Origin of the sequence: Enterobacter cloacae complex sp. 2022EL-00788, from assembly GCF_026627565.1 — a bacterium.
Taxonomy (GTDB): domain Bacteria; phylum Pseudomonadota; class Gammaproteobacteria; order Enterobacterales; family Enterobacteriaceae; genus Enterobacter; species Enterobacter pasteurii.
Window position 1 is genome coordinate 288,642 of sequence record NZ_JAPNMC010000004.1, and the last position, 16,845, is coordinate 305,486.

At 54.1% G+C, this 16,845-nt stretch carries 14 protein-coding genes and 2 tRNA genes; 5 read left to right on the forward strand and 11 right to left on the reverse strand.

Annotation, left to right across the window (positions count from 1 at the left end; all coding sequences use genetic code 11):
• Positions 1–70: 70 nt before the first annotated feature.
• From infB to OWK27_RS08370, 4 genes are all read right to left on the reverse strand, one after another.
• On the reverse strand, positions 71–2,758 hold the full coding sequence (gene infB, locus OWK27_RS08355; protein WP_022649517.1) for a translation initiation factor IF-2: 2,688 nt from the start codon (positions 2,756–2,758) through the stop codon (positions 71–73).
• A gap of 24 nt (positions 2,759–2,782) precedes the next feature.
• Positions 2,783–4,285: a transcription termination factor NusA gene (nusA, locus tag OWK27_RS08360; RefSeq protein WP_014885374.1), complete on the reverse strand. Its 1,503-nt coding sequence runs from the start codon at positions 4,283–4,285 to the stop codon at positions 2,783–2,785.
• 28 nt (positions 4,286–4,313) lie between these two features.
• Entirely contained in the window at positions 4,314–4,766 is a 453-nt protein-coding gene (gene rimP, locus OWK27_RS08365; RefSeq protein ID WP_014833432.1) for a ribosome maturation factor RimP, read from the reverse strand.
• A 207-nt stretch (positions 4,767–4,973) separates the two neighbouring features.
• Positions 4,974–5,050, reverse strand: a tRNA-Met gene (locus OWK27_RS08370).
• A gap of 286 nt (positions 5,051–5,336) precedes the next feature.
• Here OWK27_RS08370 and argG point away from each other — a divergent pair.
• Complete coding sequence (gene argG, locus OWK27_RS08375) at positions 5,337–6,683, forward strand: argininosuccinate synthase (protein WP_193355882.1); 1,347 nt, start codon at positions 5,337–5,339, stop codon at positions 6,681–6,683.
• A 152-nt stretch (positions 6,684–6,835) separates the two neighbouring features.
• Here argG and OWK27_RS08380 read toward each other — a convergent pair.
• The 6 genes from OWK27_RS08380 to rlmE all read right to left on the reverse strand — a co-directional run bounded on the left by OWK27_RS08380 (position 6,836) and on the right by rlmE (position 12,428).
• Positions 6,836–6,922, reverse strand: a tRNA-Leu gene (locus OWK27_RS08380).
• 11 nt (positions 6,923–6,933) lie between these two features.
• Positions 6,934–7,266 carry a preprotein translocase subunit SecG gene (gene secG / locus OWK27_RS08385; protein WP_003861803.1) on the reverse strand — a complete coding sequence of 111 codons (333 nt, stop codon included), beginning with the start codon at positions 7,264–7,266 and terminating at the stop codon, positions 6,934–6,936.
• Between the two features lie 222 nt (positions 7,267–7,488).
• On the reverse strand, positions 7,489–8,826 hold the full coding sequence (gene glmM / locus OWK27_RS08390; RefSeq protein WP_148418327.1) for a phosphoglucosamine mutase: 1,338 nt from the start codon (positions 8,824–8,826) through the stop codon (positions 7,489–7,491).
• Entirely contained in the window at positions 8,819–9,667 is an 849-nt protein-coding gene (gene folP / locus OWK27_RS08395; RefSeq protein ID WP_193355881.1) for a dihydropteroate synthase, read from the reverse strand. The genes glmM and folP overlap by 8 nt, the downstream gene beginning before the upstream one ends.
• Positions 9,668–9,764: 97 nt before the next feature.
• On the reverse strand, positions 9,765–11,699 hold the full coding sequence (ftsH, locus tag OWK27_RS08400) for an ATP-dependent zinc metalloprotease FtsH (RefSeq protein WP_003861810.1): 1,935 nt from the start codon (positions 11,697–11,699) through the stop codon (positions 9,765–9,767).
• Positions 11,700–11,801: 102 nt separating this feature from the next.
• Positions 11,802–12,428 carry a 23S rRNA (uridine(2552)-2'-O)-methyltransferase RlmE gene (gene rlmE, locus OWK27_RS08405; protein ID WP_003861812.1) on the reverse strand — a complete coding sequence of 209 codons (627 nt, stop codon included), beginning with the start codon at positions 12,426–12,428 and terminating at the stop codon, positions 11,802–11,804.
• 127 nt (positions 12,429–12,555) lie between these two features.
• Between rlmE and yhbY the strand changes: the two genes are divergently transcribed.
• Positions 12,556–12,849: a ribosome assembly RNA-binding protein YhbY gene (gene yhbY / locus OWK27_RS08410; protein WP_003861814.1), complete on the forward strand. Its 294-nt coding sequence runs from the start codon at positions 12,556–12,558 to the stop codon at positions 12,847–12,849.
• Positions 12,850–13,000: 151 nt separating this feature from the next.
• On the opposite strand, the gene greA is transcribed toward yhbY, so the two are convergent.
• Positions 13,001–13,477, reverse strand: coding sequence for a transcription elongation factor GreA (gene greA, locus OWK27_RS08415; RefSeq protein ID WP_006812122.1), 477 nt, complete (start codon positions 13,475–13,477; stop codon positions 13,001–13,003).
• Between the two features lie 228 nt (positions 13,478–13,705).
• Here greA and dacB point away from each other — a divergent pair, with 228 nt between their 5' ends.
• The 3 genes from dacB to pmrB are packed head-to-tail and all read left to right on the forward strand — an operon-like array spanning position 13,706 to position 16,844.
• Positions 13,706–15,139, forward strand: coding sequence for a serine-type D-Ala-D-Ala carboxypeptidase (dacB, locus tag OWK27_RS08420; RefSeq protein ID WP_267590222.1), 1,434 nt, complete (start codon positions 13,706–13,708; stop codon positions 15,137–15,139).
• Between the two features lie 2 nt (positions 15,140–15,141).
• Positions 15,142–15,804 (forward strand): two-component system response regulator PmrA, encoded by a 663-nt coding sequence (gene pmrA / locus OWK27_RS08425; RefSeq protein ID WP_148418324.1) that lies wholly within the window; start codon positions 15,142–15,144, stop codon positions 15,802–15,804.
• Positions 15,801–16,844, forward strand: coding sequence for a two-component system sensor histidine kinase PmrB (gene pmrB / locus OWK27_RS08430; protein WP_267590223.1), 1,044 nt, complete (start codon positions 15,801–15,803; stop codon positions 16,842–16,844). The genes pmrA and pmrB overlap by 4 nt, the downstream gene beginning before the upstream one ends.
• The last annotated feature ends 1 nt before the right edge of the window (position 16,845 follow it).

Below are 16,845 nucleotides of genomic sequence, written 5' to 3' on the forward strand. Positions count from 1 at the left end.
CTTTTAAAATTATTGCCGGGTGGCGCGAGGCGATCCCGGCTTACGTCAGTCAATCTTCCGTCGAAGAAGATTAAGCGATGGTACGCTGAATTTCGATGATCTCGAACACTTCGATCATATCGCCAACGCGAACGTCGTTGTAGTTCTTCACGCCGATACCACATTCCATGCCGTTACGGACTTCGTTAACGTCATCTTTGAAGCGGCGCAGGGATTCCAGCTCGCCTTCATAGATAACCACGTTATCACGCAGTACGCGGATTGGGTTGTGACGCTTGATGGTCCCTTCGGTAACCATACAGCCCGCGATCGCACCGAATTTCGGTGATTTGAACACGTCACGTACTTCAGCCAGACCGATGATCTGCTGTTTCAGCTCAGGAGACAGCATGCCGCTCATCGCCGCTTTCACTTCGTCGATCAGGTTATAGATGACGGAGTAGTAACGCAGATCCAGACTTTCAGCATCGATAACTTTACGCGCAGAAGCGTCAGCACGAACGTTGAAGCCAACCAGGATAGCGTTGGACGCTGCTGCCAGCGTGGCGTCGGTTTCGGTGATACCACCTACGCCAGAACCGATGATCTTCACTTTCACTTCGTCGGTGGACAGTTTCAGCAAGGAGTCGGAGATCGCTTCCACAGAACCCTGAACGTCCGCTTTCAGAACGATGTTCACTTCGTGAACTTCGCCTTCGGTCATGTTCGCGAACATGTTCTCGAGTTTAGATTTCTGCTGACGAGCCAGCTTAACTTCACGGAATTTACCCTGACGATACAGAGCCACTTCACGCGCTTTCTTCTCGTCACGAACGACGGTCACTTCGTCACCCGCAGCCGGCACGCCGGACAGGCCAAGGATTTCCACTGGAATGGACGGACCGGCTTCCAGCACTTCCTGACCCAGTTCGTTACGCATCGCACGAACGCGACCGTATTCGAAACCACACAGAACGATGTCGCCCTTGTGCAGAGTACCTTCGCGAACCAGAACGGTTGCAACCGGACCACGACCTTTATCCAGGAAGGATTCGATCACCGCGCCGCTTGCCATACCTTTACGAACCGCTTTCAGCTCCAGAACTTCAGCCTGAAGCAGGATAGCGTTCAGCAGGTCGTCGATACCGGTACCCGCTTTTGCAGATACAGGGATGAACTGCGCTTCACCGCCCCACTCTTCCGGCATAACGCCGTACTGGGACAGTTCATTCTTCACGCGATCCATATCGGCTTCTGGCTTATCGATTTTGTTGACCGCAACAACCAGAGGCACCTGCGCCGCTTTCGCGTGCTGGATAGCTTCAATGGTCTGTGGCATCACGCCATCGTCGGCAGCAACAACCAGTACAACGATATCCGTTGCCTGAGCACCACGAGCACGCATTGAGGTAAACGCTGCGTGGCCCGGGGTATCCAGGAAGGTGATCATGCCGTTTTCAGTTTCTACGTGGTAAGCACCGATGTGCTGGGTAATACCACCCGCTTCGCCGGAGGCAACCTTAGTAGAACGAATGTAGTCAAGCAGAGAGGTTTTACCGTGGTCAACGTGACCCATGATGGTTACAACCGGTGCACGCGGTTCAGCCGCAGCACCTGTGTCACGGTCGCTCATTACTGCTTCTTCCAGCTCGTTTTCACGACGCAGGATAACTTTGTGGCCCATCTCCTCGGCAACCAGCTGTGCGGTTTCCTGGTCGATGACCTGGTTGATGGTGGCCATTGCGCCCAGCTTCATCATCGCTTTGATGACCTGAGAGCCTTTAACCGCCATCTTGTTAGCCAGTTCGCCAACGGTGATGGTTTCGCCGATCACAACGTCACGGTTGACGGCCTGAGCTGGCTTCTGGAAGCCCTGCTGCAGAGCGGAACCTTTACGCTTACCGCCTTTACCACCGCGAACCGCTGCGCGTGCTTCTTCACGGTCAGCTTTAGATTCAGCGTGTTTGTTACCTTTTTTCGCAGGACGCGCCGCTTTTGTACTGCGAGTACGGCCACGACCACCTTCAACTTCACGGTCGTTATCGTCTTCTGCCTGGCGCGCATGCTGAGAAGTGGTGACGTGATAATCGCTGTTGTCTTCAGTTGGTTCAGCGGTATTCACACCGTTCTTCTCGTTTTCTTCTGCCATGCGACGCGCTTCTTCGGCGACGCGGCGAGCTTCTTCTTCAAGCTTGCGGCGGGCTTCTTCTTCCGCTTTACGCTTCAGCTCGGCAGCTTCATTTTCACGGCGGGCTTTTTCAGCCTGGGCAGTTTTGGTCATTTCGTCGGTCTGTTGATTGCTCACTTTGTCTTTTTCCGCAGCGTCACGCTTCGCTTTTTCACCGGCGTCGCGTTTCGCTTTTTCTGCGGCCTCACGTTCAGCTTTTAATTCTGCTTCACGTTTGGCAGTGGCTTCTGCCTCACGCTGAGCTTGTTCTTCCGCTTCACGCTGTGCCTGCTCTTCCGCAGCAAGGCGTTCTGCCTCTTGCGGATCACGTTTTACAAAGGTGCGCGTCTTGCGGACTTCAATTTGTACCGATTTGCTTTTGCCACCGGTACCAGGGATGTTCAACGTGCTACGCGTTTTGCGCTGCAGCGTTAACTTGTCAGGCGTAGAGCCGTGTTCACGGTTCAGGTGCGCTAACAAGGTTTGTTTTTCTTGCGCGGTCACCGAGTCATCAGCGGCCTTCGGGATCCCTGCATCAGCAAATTGCTGTACCAGGCGGTCCACGGAGGTCTGAATCTCAGCAGCCAGCGATTTTACAGTTACATCAGTCATGCTGTTCCTTCCTGCTACAGTTTATTACGCTTCGTCGCCGAACCAGCAAATATTACGTGCGGCCATGATGAGTTCGCCGGCTTTCTCGTCGGTTAAACCTTCGATATCGGCCAGGTCATCAACGCCTTGCTCAGCGAGATCTTCCAGCGTACAAACACCACGGGCAGCCAGCTTGAACGCAATCGCACGATCAAGACCTTCCAGATTCAGCAGGTCATCAGCCGGCTTCTTATCGCCAAGGCTTTCTTCCTGAGCCAGTGCCAGGGTGGTCAGTGCGTTTTTAGCGCGTTCACGCAGGGCTTCAACGGTTGGTTCATCCAGACCGTCAATTTCCAGCAGCTCTTTCATTGGCACGTAGGCCAGTTCTTCCAGCGTAGAGAAACCTTCTTCAACCAGCACAGTGGCGAAGTCTTCGTCAATGTCCAGGTATTTGGTGAAGGTATCGATCGCCGCGTGGGCTTCAGCCTGATGCTTGGCCTGCAGGTCATCAACGGTCATCACGTTGAGTTCCCAGCCGCTCAGCTGTGACGCCAGACGTACGTTCTGGCCGTTACGGCCAATCGCCTGCGCCAGGTTGCCCGCTTCTACAGCGATATCCATGGTGTGTTTGTCTTCGTCAACCACGATAGACGCCACATCAGCCGGTGCCATTGCGTTGATCACGAACTGTGCCGGGTTGTCGTCCCACAGAACGATATCAATGCGCTCGCCGCCCAGTTCGGTAGAAACCGCCTGAACACGTGCACCACGCATACCGACGCAAGCACCGACCGGGTCGATACGCTTGTCGTTGGTTTTCACCGCAATTTTCGCACGGGAACCCGGATCGCGGGCCGCCGCTTTGATTTCGATAACTTCTTCGCCGATTTCCGGCACTTCAATACGGAACAGTTCAACCAGCATTTCTGGTTTAGAACGGGTCACGAACAGCTGTGCGCCACGCGCTTCAGGGCGTACGGCATACAGCACACCACGGATACGGTCGCCTGGGCGGAAGTTTTCACGCGGCAGCATGTCTTCGCGCAGGATCACGGCTTCTGCGTTCCCCGGCATCCCTTCGGATTTGATCTCCAGAGAGATGTTGTCGCGGTTCACTTTCTTCACCACGCCGGTGATGATTTCGCCTTCCTGATCGCGGAACTGATCGACAACCAGCGCGCGCTCGGCTTCGCGAACTTTCTGCACGATAACCTGCTTCGCGGTCTGGGTGGTGATACGGTCGAAGGTGACAGATTCAATCTGATCTTCAACGTAGTCACCCACGTTCAGACTTTCGTCTTCAAAACGTGCAGCTTCCAGGGTGATCTCTTTAGTCGGCTGGGTCACTTCTTCAACGATTACCCAACGACGGAATGTATCGAAGTCACCGCTTTTACGATCGATTTCTACGCGAACATCGATCTCTTGTTCGTATTTTTTCTTGGTTGCTGTAGCCAGTGCACTTTCCAGCGCTTCGAAAATCTTCTCACGCGGCAGTGATTTCTCGTTGGAGACGGCTTCAACAACAGCCAAAATTTCTTTGTTCATCGCGGGCTTTTCACCTCAATCCAGACTGTTAAAAGTGGGGAACCAGGTTCGCCTTCTGGATATTACTCAGCGCGAACACTTCATCTTTGCCTTCGACTGTAACCGTGATCATTTCACCATCAACGGCTTTGATAATTCCCTGCCATTTACGGCGGTTCTGTACGGCCATACGCAGAACGAGAGCCACTTCTTCACCGGTAAAGCGCACATAGTGCTCGGCCGTGAACATCGGGCGATCGAGGCCAGGTGAGGAAACTTCCAGGTTGTACGCAACGGTAATTGGGTCTTCAACGTCAAGAACCGCACTCACCTGGTGGCTAACATCAGCGCAATCATCAACATTGATGCCATCTTCACTATCAATATAGATGCGCAGCGTCGATGTGCGGCCGCGAACGAATTCGATGCCGACCAGTTCGTAGCCCAGTGCTTCGACCGGTGCAGTAATCATCTCTGTTAATTTTTGCTCTAATGTGGACAAGCCCACCCCCAAGACATAAAAAAAGGGCGTAAAGCCCAGTTATTCTGTAGTCAGATAACAAAAAACCCCGATAAATCGGGGCTTTAGATAACTGAACCCTATAGCCACGACTGTGGCCTGGAGCACTCTCCGAAAGAATTTTTTCAAATCCAGCTACGAAGGCTCTAAGTCTTCACAGTATATTTGAAAAAGAACTTTATGGGAAAGTGGTTGCGGGGGCCGGATTTGAACCGACGACCTTCGGGTTATGAGCCCGACGAGCTACCAGGCTGCTCCACCCCGCGCCTGAAACGTGGCAAATTCTACGCGTTTTGGACAGAATTTGCAAATAATGCTGGGATTTGGTACCGAAGACGGGACGTAAAATCGGCGTTCAGTATATTGATAGTTGACCCCACCTGTCAACCCAACATCTGCCAGGGCAATCAAAGGGAAATTTTGACAAAAAACGCACGCGTCTCTTTCGGTCATCGATAAAAGATGATTAAATGAATACTCACTTATTTTGCATAAACATGCATCGAGAGCGAAAGCGGTCTCTTATCAGTCAATCAAGCAGGGTTTTATTATATGACGACGATTCTCAAGCATCTCCCGGTAGGACAACGTATTGGCATCGCTTTTTCTGGCGGCCTGGATACCAGCGCTGCACTGCTGTGGATGCGCCAGAAGGGAGCGGTTCCTTATGCATATACAGCGAACCTGGGTCAGCCGGACGAGGAAGATTATGACGCGATCCCTCGTCGTGCCATGGAATATGGCGCAGAGAACGCACGTCTGATTGACTGCCGTAAGCAGTTGGTTGCAGAAGGTATCGCCGCTATCCAGTGCGGTGCATTCCATAACACGACCGGCGGCCTGACCTATTTCAACACCACCCCGCTGGGCCGGGCAGTCACCGGCACCATGCTGGTCGCCGCCATGAAAGAAGATGGCGTGAACATCTGGGGTGACGGTAGTACCTATAAAGGCAACGATATTGAACGCTTCTATCGTTATGGCCTGCTGACCAACGCCGAGCTGCAGATTTACAAACCGTGGCTGGATACCGACTTCATCGACGAGCTGGGCGGCCGTCATGAAATGTCCGAGTTTATGATTGCCTGCGGTTTTGACTACAAGATGTCCGTTGAAAAAGCCTATTCAACCGACTCCAACATGCTGGGCGCAACGCACGAAGCGAAAGATCTGGAATTTCTGAACTCCAGCGTAAAAATTGTTAACCCGATCATGGGCGTGAAGTTCTGGGACGAGAGCGTGAAGATCCCGGCAGAAGAAGTGACCGTGCGTTTCGAACGCGGTCATCCGGTTGCCCTGAACGGCAAAACCTTCTCTGACGATGTTGAGCTGATGCTTGAAGCAAACCGCATCGGCGGTCGTCACGGTCTGGGTATGAGCGATCAGATTGAAAACCGTATCATCGAAGCGAAAAGCCGTGGCATTTACGAAGCTCCGGGGATGGCGCTGCTGCACATCGCTTATGAGCGTCTGCTGACCGGCATTCACAACGAAGACACCATTGAACAGTATCACTCTCACGGTCGTCAGCTGGGCAAACTGCTGTATCAGGGCCGCTGGTTCGATCCGCAGGCGCTGATGCTGCGTGATGCCCTGCAGCGCTGGGTGGCCAGCGCGATTACCGGCGAAGTGACGCTGGAACTGCGTCGCGGTAACGATTACTCCATCCTGAATACCGTGTCTGACAACCTGACCTATAAAGCAGAGCGTCTTACCATGGAGAAAGGTGATTCTGTATTCTCCCCGGACGATCGTATTGGTCAGCTGACCATGCGTAACCTGGACATCACCGATACCCGTGAGAAGCTGTTCAACTACGTTGAGAACGGACTGCTCTCTGCAAGCTCGGGTAACGGGCTGCCGCAGGTTGAGAACCTGGAACACAGCGATAAGAAGTAACGCTCACCAGAAATACAGAAGGCGCCTGATGGCGCCTTTTTTATTGGGGCTTGCACAGATCCGGTAAGCGCGCCAGCACCAGGCGAACGAGTACCAGACACGATCTACAGACGAAAAAAAAGACGTCTTGCGACGTCTTTCTTCTGGAATATTGGTACCGAGGATGGGACTCGAACCCACAAGCCCGTTAGGGCACTACCACCTCAAGGTAGCGTGTCTACCAATTCCACCACCTCGGTACGGAATACTTTTACTGCGGGATATCGCTGGTCGGCTTAGCCGGTGCAGCTGGCTGAGTCTGCTCAGTTTTCGCTGGCGCGCTCAGGTTTTCCCACTCGCTTCCTTTACTGGTCTTGTTGCTGTTGATATTGCCCAGCACCAGACTGATGATGAAGAACAGCGTAGCCAGAATCGCCGTCGTGCGGGTCATGAAGTTCGCAGAACCACTTGAACCGAACAGCGTACCGGAAGCGCCTGCTCCGAAGGAGGCTCCCATATCAGCGCCTTTACCTTGCTGCAGCATAATCAGCGCTACGAGAGCGATGGCTACAATAAGGAAAATAACTAAAAGAGCTTCGTACATAATCAACCTGTTCCTTGCGGATTTGCCGCATACCAATGCTTCGACCAATTAGCAGGATTTTGTTTCCCACTGAAGCGGGTGTGAATACTAACCAAAGCGAATCACCTTCGCAAGGGCATTTTCGACGCATTGTATCAACTGCGGAAAAAAACAGCAAAAAGCCATTTATTGCTTAAAACGAAGGCGGCAAACGCCGCCTTTTTAAACACTTATTCTGAAAAATTATGCAGCTTTAACGGCGTCCGCAATGCGGTGAGCAAATTCAGTCACCTGCGCTTCGTCTTCACCTTCCACCATCACGCGGATCAGCGGTTCAGTACCGGACTTACGCAGCAGGACACGACCACGGTTACCGAGGGCAGCCTCAACGTCTGCCATCACTGCTTTGACGTTATCATTTTCCAGCGGATCGCCTTTACCCGCGGTGAAACGCACGTTCACCAGGATCTGCGGGAACATTTTCATACCGCTGCAAAGATCGTGCAGGCTCATATGGTTACGCGCCATCGCGGCAACAACCTGAAGCGCCGCCACAATGCCGTCGCCGGTGGTGGTTTTGTCGAGCAGGATCACGTGACCGGAGTTTTCCGCGCCGATACGCCAGCCTTTCTCCTGGAGTTTTTCCAGCACGTAGCGGTCACCCACTTTCGCGCGCACGAACGGGATCCCCAGCTGCTTCAGCGCCAGCTCCAGGCCCATGTTGCTCATCAGCGTGCCAACCGCACCGCCGCGCAGCTGACCCTGACGCAGGCCTTCACGGGCAATAATGTAGAGGATCTGATCGCCATCGACCTTGTTGCCTTCATGGTCAACCATGATCACGCGGTCGCCGTCGCCGTCCAGGGCAATACCCAGATCGGCTTTTTCGGCCAGCACGCGCGCCTGCAGGGCACGAACGTCGGTTGCCCCGACTTCTTCGTTAATGTTCAGGCCATCCGGCTCGCAGCCGATGGTAATCACTTTTGCGCCCAGCTCGCGGAAAACATTCGGCGCAATGTGATAAGTCGCACCGTTTGCACAGTCCACAACAATTTTAAGGTCGGCCAGGCTCAGTTCGTTCGGGAAGGTGCCTTTGCAAAACTCGATGTAGCGACCCGCAGCATCGACAATGCGATTGGCTTTACCCAGCTCAGCCGAGTCAACGCAGGTGATCTCTTTTTCCATTTCCGCTTCAATCGCCTCTTCCACATCATCCGGCAGCTTGGTGCCGTCGATGGAGAAGAATTTGATACCGTTGTCGTAGAACGGGTTATGAGAAGCCGAAATAACGATACCGGCCTCGGCACGGAAGGCGCGGGTCAGATACGCAACAGCAGGGGTAGGCATTGGCCCCGTAAAGGAAGCTGAAAGCCCCGCCGCTGCCAGCCCGGCTTCCAGCGCAGACTCCAGCATATAGCCTGAAATACGGGTGTCTTTACCAATAATGATTTTACGGGAGCCATGACGCGCCAGTACTTTACCTGCTGCCCAGCCCAGTTTCAGGACAAAATCAGGTGTGATTGGCGCGTCGCCTACGCGCCCGCGGATGCCATCGGTGCCAAAATATTTACGATTACTCATAGCGTTTATTTCCCTTCGCTGCCAGTGTGGCTTCCACCACGCGCATGGCCTCTACTGTTTCTTTTACGTCATGGACACGAATTATATGCGCGCCCTGCATTGCGGCTATCACCGCGCAGGCCAGACTGCCGCTCAGGCGTTCGCCCGGCCCGACATTCAACAACTGCCCAATCATCGATTTTCTCGACATCCCTACCAGCAGCGGCAGGCCGAACTGATGAAACTCTGACAGGCGCGCAAGCAACGCGTAATTGTGAGAGAGATTTTTACCGAAACCGAAGCCCGGGTCGAGTAGCAATTTCTCTTTTGCGATACCCGCACGCTCACAGCGTGCGATGTGTTCAGTAAAGAAGCGGCTGACGTCGGCAAACACATCTTCATATTTTGGCGCTTCCTGCATCGTCTTAGGCTGTCCCTGCATATGCATCAGACACACCGGCAGCCCGGTTTCCGCAGCGGCTTCTAGAGCGCCAGGCTCGGTCAGCGAACGAATATCATTGATAATGTGAGCGCCTACTCTCGCAACTTCGCGGATTACCTCAGGCTTGGAGGTATCTACCGAGATCCACACTTCGAAGCGCTGAGCGATAGCTTCTACCACCGGCACCACGCGCGCCAGCTCCTCTTCCACCGAAACATCCGCCGCGCCAGGACGCGTTGATTCACCGCCAACGTCAATGATGGTGGCCCCCGCGTTGATCATCAAATTTGCGTGCTTAACCGCGTCGATGAGCGAGTTGTGCGTGCCGCCGTCAGAGAAGGAATCAGGCGTGACGTTCAGGATCCCCATCACATGGGGATGAGAAAGGTCGAGATGCGAGTCCTGGGCGAATAGTTTCATGACGAAATCCCTGGTATAGATATGGTTTAACAGATAAGAAAAACCCCGGAGCAAGCTCCAGGGTTTGAGGTACAGACACACGCTTCAACAGTCGTGCTTACTTGTCGCCCAACTGCTCTGACATGGTGTTACCCGGGTTCGGCGTACGCGGTTCATCGACCGGACGCGGCGCACGCGGGGTGCCATTGTTGTCAGAATTGTTGGAAGCACCTGGGTCTTCCCAGCCTGCTGGCGGACGCACTTCGCGGCGAGCCATCAGGTCGTCAATCTGCGGTGCATCGATGGTCTCATATTTCATGAGCGCATCTTTCATCGAGTGCAGGATGTCCATATTGTCGTTCAGGATCTGACGAGCGCGAGCGTAGTTACGTTCAATCAGCGCTTTCACTTCCTGGTCGATGATACGAGCCGTCTCATCGGACATATGCTTCGCTTTCGCCACAGAACGGCCCAGGAATACTTCACCCTCTTCCTCTGCATACAGCAGCGGACCGAGTTTGTCGGAGAAGCCCCACTGCGTCACCATGTTACGCGCCAGGTTCGTCGCCACCTTAATGTCGTTCGACGCACCGGTGGAAACATGTTCCGCACCGTAGATAATCTCTTCTGCCAGACGACCGCCGTACAGGGTTGAAATCTGGCTTTCCAGCTTCTGACGGCTGGCGCTGATCGCGTCGCCTTCAGGCAGGAAGAAGGTCACACCCAGCGCACGACCACGTGGAATAATCGTTACCTTGTGTACCGGATCGTGTTCCGGCACCAGGCGGCCGATAATGGCGTGGCCTGCTTCGTGGTATGCCGTGGACTCTTTCTGCGCTTCCGTCATCACCATGGAGCGACGTTCCGCACCCATCATGATTTTGTCTTTCGCTTTCTCGAATTCCACCATTGATACCACACGCTTGTTGCCGCGAGCGGCGAACAGTGCGGCTTCGTTGACCAGGTTAGCCAGATCGGCACCGGAGAAGCCCGGCGTACCACGCGCAATGATTGCCGCGTCGATGTCTGGCGCCAGCGGTACGCGACGCATGTGCACTTTCAGAATCTGTTCACGACCACGAACGTCCGGCAGACCGACCACAACCTGACGGTCGAAACGGCCTGGACGCAGCAGCGCAGGGTCGAGTACGTCCGGACGGTTAGTTGCCGCGATAACGATAATACCTTCGTTACCTTCGAAGCCGTCCATCTCAACCAGCATCTGGTTCAGGGTCTGCTCACGTTCATCGTGACCACCGCCCAGGCCTGCGCCACGCTGGCGGCCAACGGCGTCGATTTCATCGATAAAGATGATGCACGGCGCTGCCTTCTTGGCCTGTTCGAACATGTCACGCACACGAGATGCACCGACACCGACAAACATTTCAACGAAGTCAGAACCTGAAATAGTAAAGAACGGCACCTTCGCTTCACCCGCGATGGCTTTCGCCAGCAGGGTTTTACCGGTACCCGGAGGGCCAACCATCAGCACGCCTTTCGGGATCTTACCGCCCAGCTTCTGGAAACGGCTCGGCTCGCGCAGGTATTCAACCAGCTCACCCACCTCTTCTTTTGCTTCGTCACAGCCTGCAACGTCAGCAAAGGTGGTCTTGATCTGATCTTCCGTCAGCATACGCGCCTTGCTCTTACCGAACGACATGGCACCTTTGCCACCGCCGCCCTGCATCTGGCGCATAAAGAAGATCCAGACGCCGATAAGAAGCAGCATCGGGAACCAGGAAATGAAGATAGAAGCCAACAGGCTTGGTTCTTCTGGCGGCTCGCCTACCACTTTGACGTTTTTGGTCAGAAGGTTATCAAGCAGCTTAGGATCGTTCACCGGGATGTAAGTCGTGTAACGGTTACTATCTTTCTTGGTAACGTTGATCTCACGTCCGTTGATACGCGCTTCGCGAACCTGGTCCTGATTGACCTCCTGCAGGAAGGTAGAATAATCCACCTTGCGGCCATTCGACTCGCTGGGCCCAAAGCTCTGGAATACTGACATCAGCACAACGGCAATGACCAGCCAGAGTATTAGGTTTTTCGCCATGTCACTCAAGGGATTAACCTCATATTACAACTGTGTTAAAAACAGCGTCAGGATACTCTATATCCAGTTTCATTCAAACTTTCGCCTGAAATCTACCGGTTATCATTTTCGCCCGGTCGCTACAATATACACTTCTCGGGAACGGGCCCGGGAAGAGTCCGGCTTACGAACTTTGACCTTCGCAAACAGGGAGCGAATTTCCTTAAGATACTCCTCGAAACCTTCGCCCTGAAACACCTTCACAACAAAACTACCACCAGGCGCTAGTACATCACGACACATTTCTAACGCTAGCTCCACCAGATACATGGCGCGGGGGATATCCACCGCCGGTGTTCCGCACATATTTGGTGCCATATCCGACATGACAACCTGGACCTTACTGTCACCTACACGATCAAGTAACGCTTTAAGCACTAATTCATCACGAAAGTCGCCCTGAAGGAAGTCGACACCGACAATGGGATCCATTGGTAAAAGATCGCATGCGATGATTCGGCCCGTTCCGCCGATCTGCGTTACCGCATACTGGGACCATCCGCCAGGTGCCGCACCGAGGTCGACCACGGTCATTCCCGGTTTAAAAAGTTTGTCACTTTGCTGTATTTCATCAAGTTTAAACCAGGCGCGGGAACGCAACCCTTTTTTCTGCGCCTGTTGAACATATTTATCGCTAAAGTGTTCCTGAAGCCAGCGGCTGGAACTGGCAGAACGCTTTTTACCTGTCATTTAACATTTCCGTCCTGGTTCATCGTTGCTTGCCGGTGACGTAAATTTCTACGCAGCTATTTGGCGATATAAGGGAGATGGCGGTAGAATGAACCGTTTTCAATCCCAACGTAAGCAAAAATATACGATGAATCTGAGTACTAAACAAAAACAGCACCTTAAAGGTCTGGCACATCCGCTCAAGCCTGTAGTGATGCTTGGCAACAATGGTTTGACCGAAGGGGTGCTTGCCGAGATTGAACAAGCGCTGGAACACCACGAGCTGATCAAGGTGAAAATCGCCTCTGAAGACAGAGACACTAAAAACCTGATCGTGGAAGCCATCGTGCGCGAAACCGGCGCCTGTAATGTACAGGTCATCGGTAAAACGCTGGTGCTCTATCGCCCATCTAAAGAGCGTAAAATCTCGCTGCCACGCTAAGGATATCCTGAATCGAACACATTTTGTGTGTGAAACGAGGGATTTCTTTCAGCAGGCGAGCAAAATGCCATGCTCCTTGAGTTGATAAAAGGCCGCTATGCGGCCTTTTTCTTTTCTTTACAATGTATCAACATCTTAGTAGAGAAGCGAATTACAGGTATTCTACCTTAATAATTTCGTATTCCACTTCACCGCCGGGCGTGCGGATGGTGACCACATCGTCCTGTTCTTTGCCAATCAGGCCGCGAGCAATCGGTGAGTTCACTGAAATCAGATTCTGTTTGAAGTCTGCTTCATCATCCCCCACGATGCGATAGGTCTGCTCTTCGTCGTTATCGAGATTCAGGACGCTAACGGTAGAACCAAAGATCACGCGGCCATTGTTTGGCATTTTAGTGATATCGATTACCTGTGCATTGGACAGTTTCGCTTCGATATCCTTAATGCGCCCTTCACAGAAACCCTGCTGCTCACGCGCCGCGTGGTATTCAGCATTTTCTTTCAGGTCGCCATGTTCACGCGCTTCCGCGATAGCGGCGATGATTTCAGGGCGACGTACGGACTTCAGAAAATCCAGCTCTTCGCGCAGTTTTTCGGCACCACGTAAGGTCATCGGAATAGCTTGCATTTGTTATACCTCTTAAACATTCCTGTTGGGAGCAGTGTTCCCTGCTCCAGCCCACCTGAACAGGCCAGAAGCAAAAAGAAAACCGACCCGGGAGCAACGCCCCAGGTCAGCAGCAATTTTTCAATTTGATACGTATTTTACCGCGAAGTTCACTATGGGTCATCGTTTACTTTACGGTGCCATGCACCGTAGTATGACGGTTTGTTTTCGGGTTGTTAGCGCGAGATTATGCGATTTTCCAGTTTTATCATCGGATTGACTACCAGTATAACGTTCACCGTTCAGGCCGCGAATGTTGATGAGTACATTAATCAGCTGCCCGCTGGCGCGAACCTTGCCCTGATGGTGCAGAAGGTTGGCGCGCAGGCTCCCGCAATTGACTATCACAGTCAACAGATGGCGCTGCCTGCCAGTACCCAGAAGGTGATCACCGCCCTCGCCGCCCTGCTCCAGCTCGGGCCTGACTTCCGTTTTACCACCACCCTTGAAACCAAAGGTAACGTCGAGGGCGGTGAACTGAAAGGCGATCTTATCGCCCGTTTTGGTGGCGATCCCACCTTTAAGCGCCAGGATGTCCGCAACATGGTGGCGGCGCTGAAAAAATCCGGCGTGACAAAAATCGATGGCAACGTGCTGATCGACACCTCTATTTTCGCCAGCCACGATAAAGCGCCGGGCTGGCCGTGGAACGACATGACGCAGTGCTTTAGCGCCCCGCCAGCCGCCGCGATCGTCGACCGTAACTGCTTCTCCGTCTCGCTTTACAGTGCGCCAAAACCGAACGATTTAGCCTTCATCCGCGTTGCGTCCTACTATCCGGTCACGATGTTCAGCCAGGTTCGTACGCTGGCGAAAGGCTCACCGGAGGCACAGTATTGCGAGCTGGACGTGGTACCGGGCGATCTTAACCGCTATACGCTAACGGGATGCCTTTCCCAGCGCGCTGACCCCCTGCCGCTGGCCTTCGCCATTCAGGACGGCGCAGGGTATGCCGGCGCGATTTTCAAAGACGAACTCAAGCAGGCGGGCATAACCTACACCGGAACGCTGCTGCGCCAGACGCAGGTGAACGAGCCAGGTACGGTGATCGCCAGCAAGCAGTCCGCGCCACTGCATGATTTGCTTAAGATTATGCTGAAAAAGTCGGATAACATGATTGCCGACACGGTGTTCCGCATGATTGGGCACGCACGCTTTGGCGTGCCGGGTACCTGGCGTGCCGGTTCTGATGCCGTGCGCCAGATCCTGCGCCAGCAGGCGGGTATCGATCTGGGCAATACGATCGCCGTCGATGGGTCCGGCTTATCGCGCCATAACCTGATTTCTCCGGCCACCATGATGCAGGTGCTGCAGTACATTGCGCAGCACGACGCTGAGCTAAACTTTATTACGATGCTGCCGCTTGCGGGGCACGATGGCTCCCTTCAGTATCGCGCGGGGCTTCACGCCGCGGGCGTGGATGGCAAAGTGTCAGCCAAAACCGGCTCCCTGCAAGGGGTTTACAACCTTGCTGGTTTTATCACGACAGCCAGCGGGCAACGCATGGCATTTGTGCAGTATCTTTCCGGCTATGCCGTCGAACCGACCGACCAGCGCAATCGTCGTATTCCACTGGTACGCTTCGAAAGCAGGCTCTATAAGGATATCTACCAGAATAACTAGCGATGAAACTACTTATAGTTGAAGACGATCTGTTATTGCAGGAAGGGTTAGCGCTGGCGCTGGGGAACGAAGGCTACGCCCTGGATTGTGCCGCCACGGCTGCTGAAGCGGATGCCCTGATCCAGAGCGGCGAATACAGCCTGGTGATCCTGGATTTGGGCCTGCCGGATAAAGACGGGGCGACGCTGCTGAGCCAGTGGCGTCGTCGCGGAGTGGATAACCCCGTACTGATCCTCACGGCCCGCGATGCCATAGAGGACAGAATCAACGGGCTGGATTCTGGCGCTGACGATTATCTGGTAAAACCCTTTGCCCTTGCCGAGCTACAGGCCCGCGTGCGGGCGCTGATCCGCCGCTATCAGGGCCACAGTGACAACCTGCTTACGGACGGGGATATTACCCTTAATCTGCAAACCCAGCAGGTGCTGCGCCAGTCCCAGCCGGTGGAAGTGACGCCAAAAGAGTTTGCCCTGCTTACGCGCCTGATCATGCGCAGCGGGCAGACGGTGCACCGTGAAACGCTGCAGCAGGACATTTACTCCTGGCAGGACGATCCGGGATCAAACACGCTTGAAGTCCATATCCATAATCTGCGGCGCAAGCTCGGTAAAGATCGCATTAAAACCGTCCGCGGCGTGGGCTACCGTCTGGAGAGCCAGAAATGAACAGTATGCGCCGGCGGTTGATGGTGTTGCTGGCGGTTATTCTGTTATTTTTCCAGTTGATTAGCGTGATCTGGCTGTGGCATGAGAGCCGCGAGCAAATCGGTTTTCTGGTGAACGAAACGTTGTCCGCGAAATCGCGCAACAACCATGTCGAAAAAGAGATCCGTGAAGCCATTGCCTCCCTGCTGGTTCCTTCTCTGGTGATGGTCGGTTTTACCCTCTTCTTCTCATTCTGGGCGGTAACCTGGATCACCCGCCCCCTCAATAAGCTGCGGGTCAGCCTTGCGAACCGCTCGGCGGATAACCTCACTCCCCTGCCGATGTATTCCGACATGGAAGAGATTGGCGCGGTGACGACCTCGCTGAATCAGCTTCTCGCCCGGCTGGATCATACTATTCAACAGGAGCGCCTGTTTACCGCCGACGCGGCGCACGAGCTGCGAACGCCGCTTGCGGGTATCAGGCTCCATCTTGAACTGATGGCTCAGTCCGGATCGCCGCAGGCCGCCCCGCTGGTAAGCCGCATCGATCAGCTTATGCATACGGTGGAACAGCTGCTGATGCTGGCGCGTGCCGGACAGGCGATGGCAAGCGGTCACTACGAAACCGTTAACTGGACGGAGACGATCATTGCACCGCTCGGCCTGGAGCATGAAGCCAGAGAGCATACGGTGATATGGCCTGCTTACAGCCCGCTGACGGTACAGGGCGATGCCGTCCTGCTGCGTCTGATGTTAAGGAATCTGCTGGAGAACGCCGCCCGTTACAGCCCGGCAGGGACGACGATTGAAGTGACGTTAGCAGAGACGGAGGACGGTACCCGGGTCAGCGTTATAGACCAGGGTCCGGGTATTGACGATGCGCACCGACAGTCGATCACCGAACCTTTCCGACGCCTCGATCAGCGCTACGGTGGTAGCGGCCTTGGGCTGAGCATCGTACAGCGCATCGTGCAGCTCCATCATGGTCGTTTAACGCTGGAGAACGGCACCGAGGGCGGCCTAATCGCCAGCTGCTGGCTACCCGCGAAGATAGGATAAA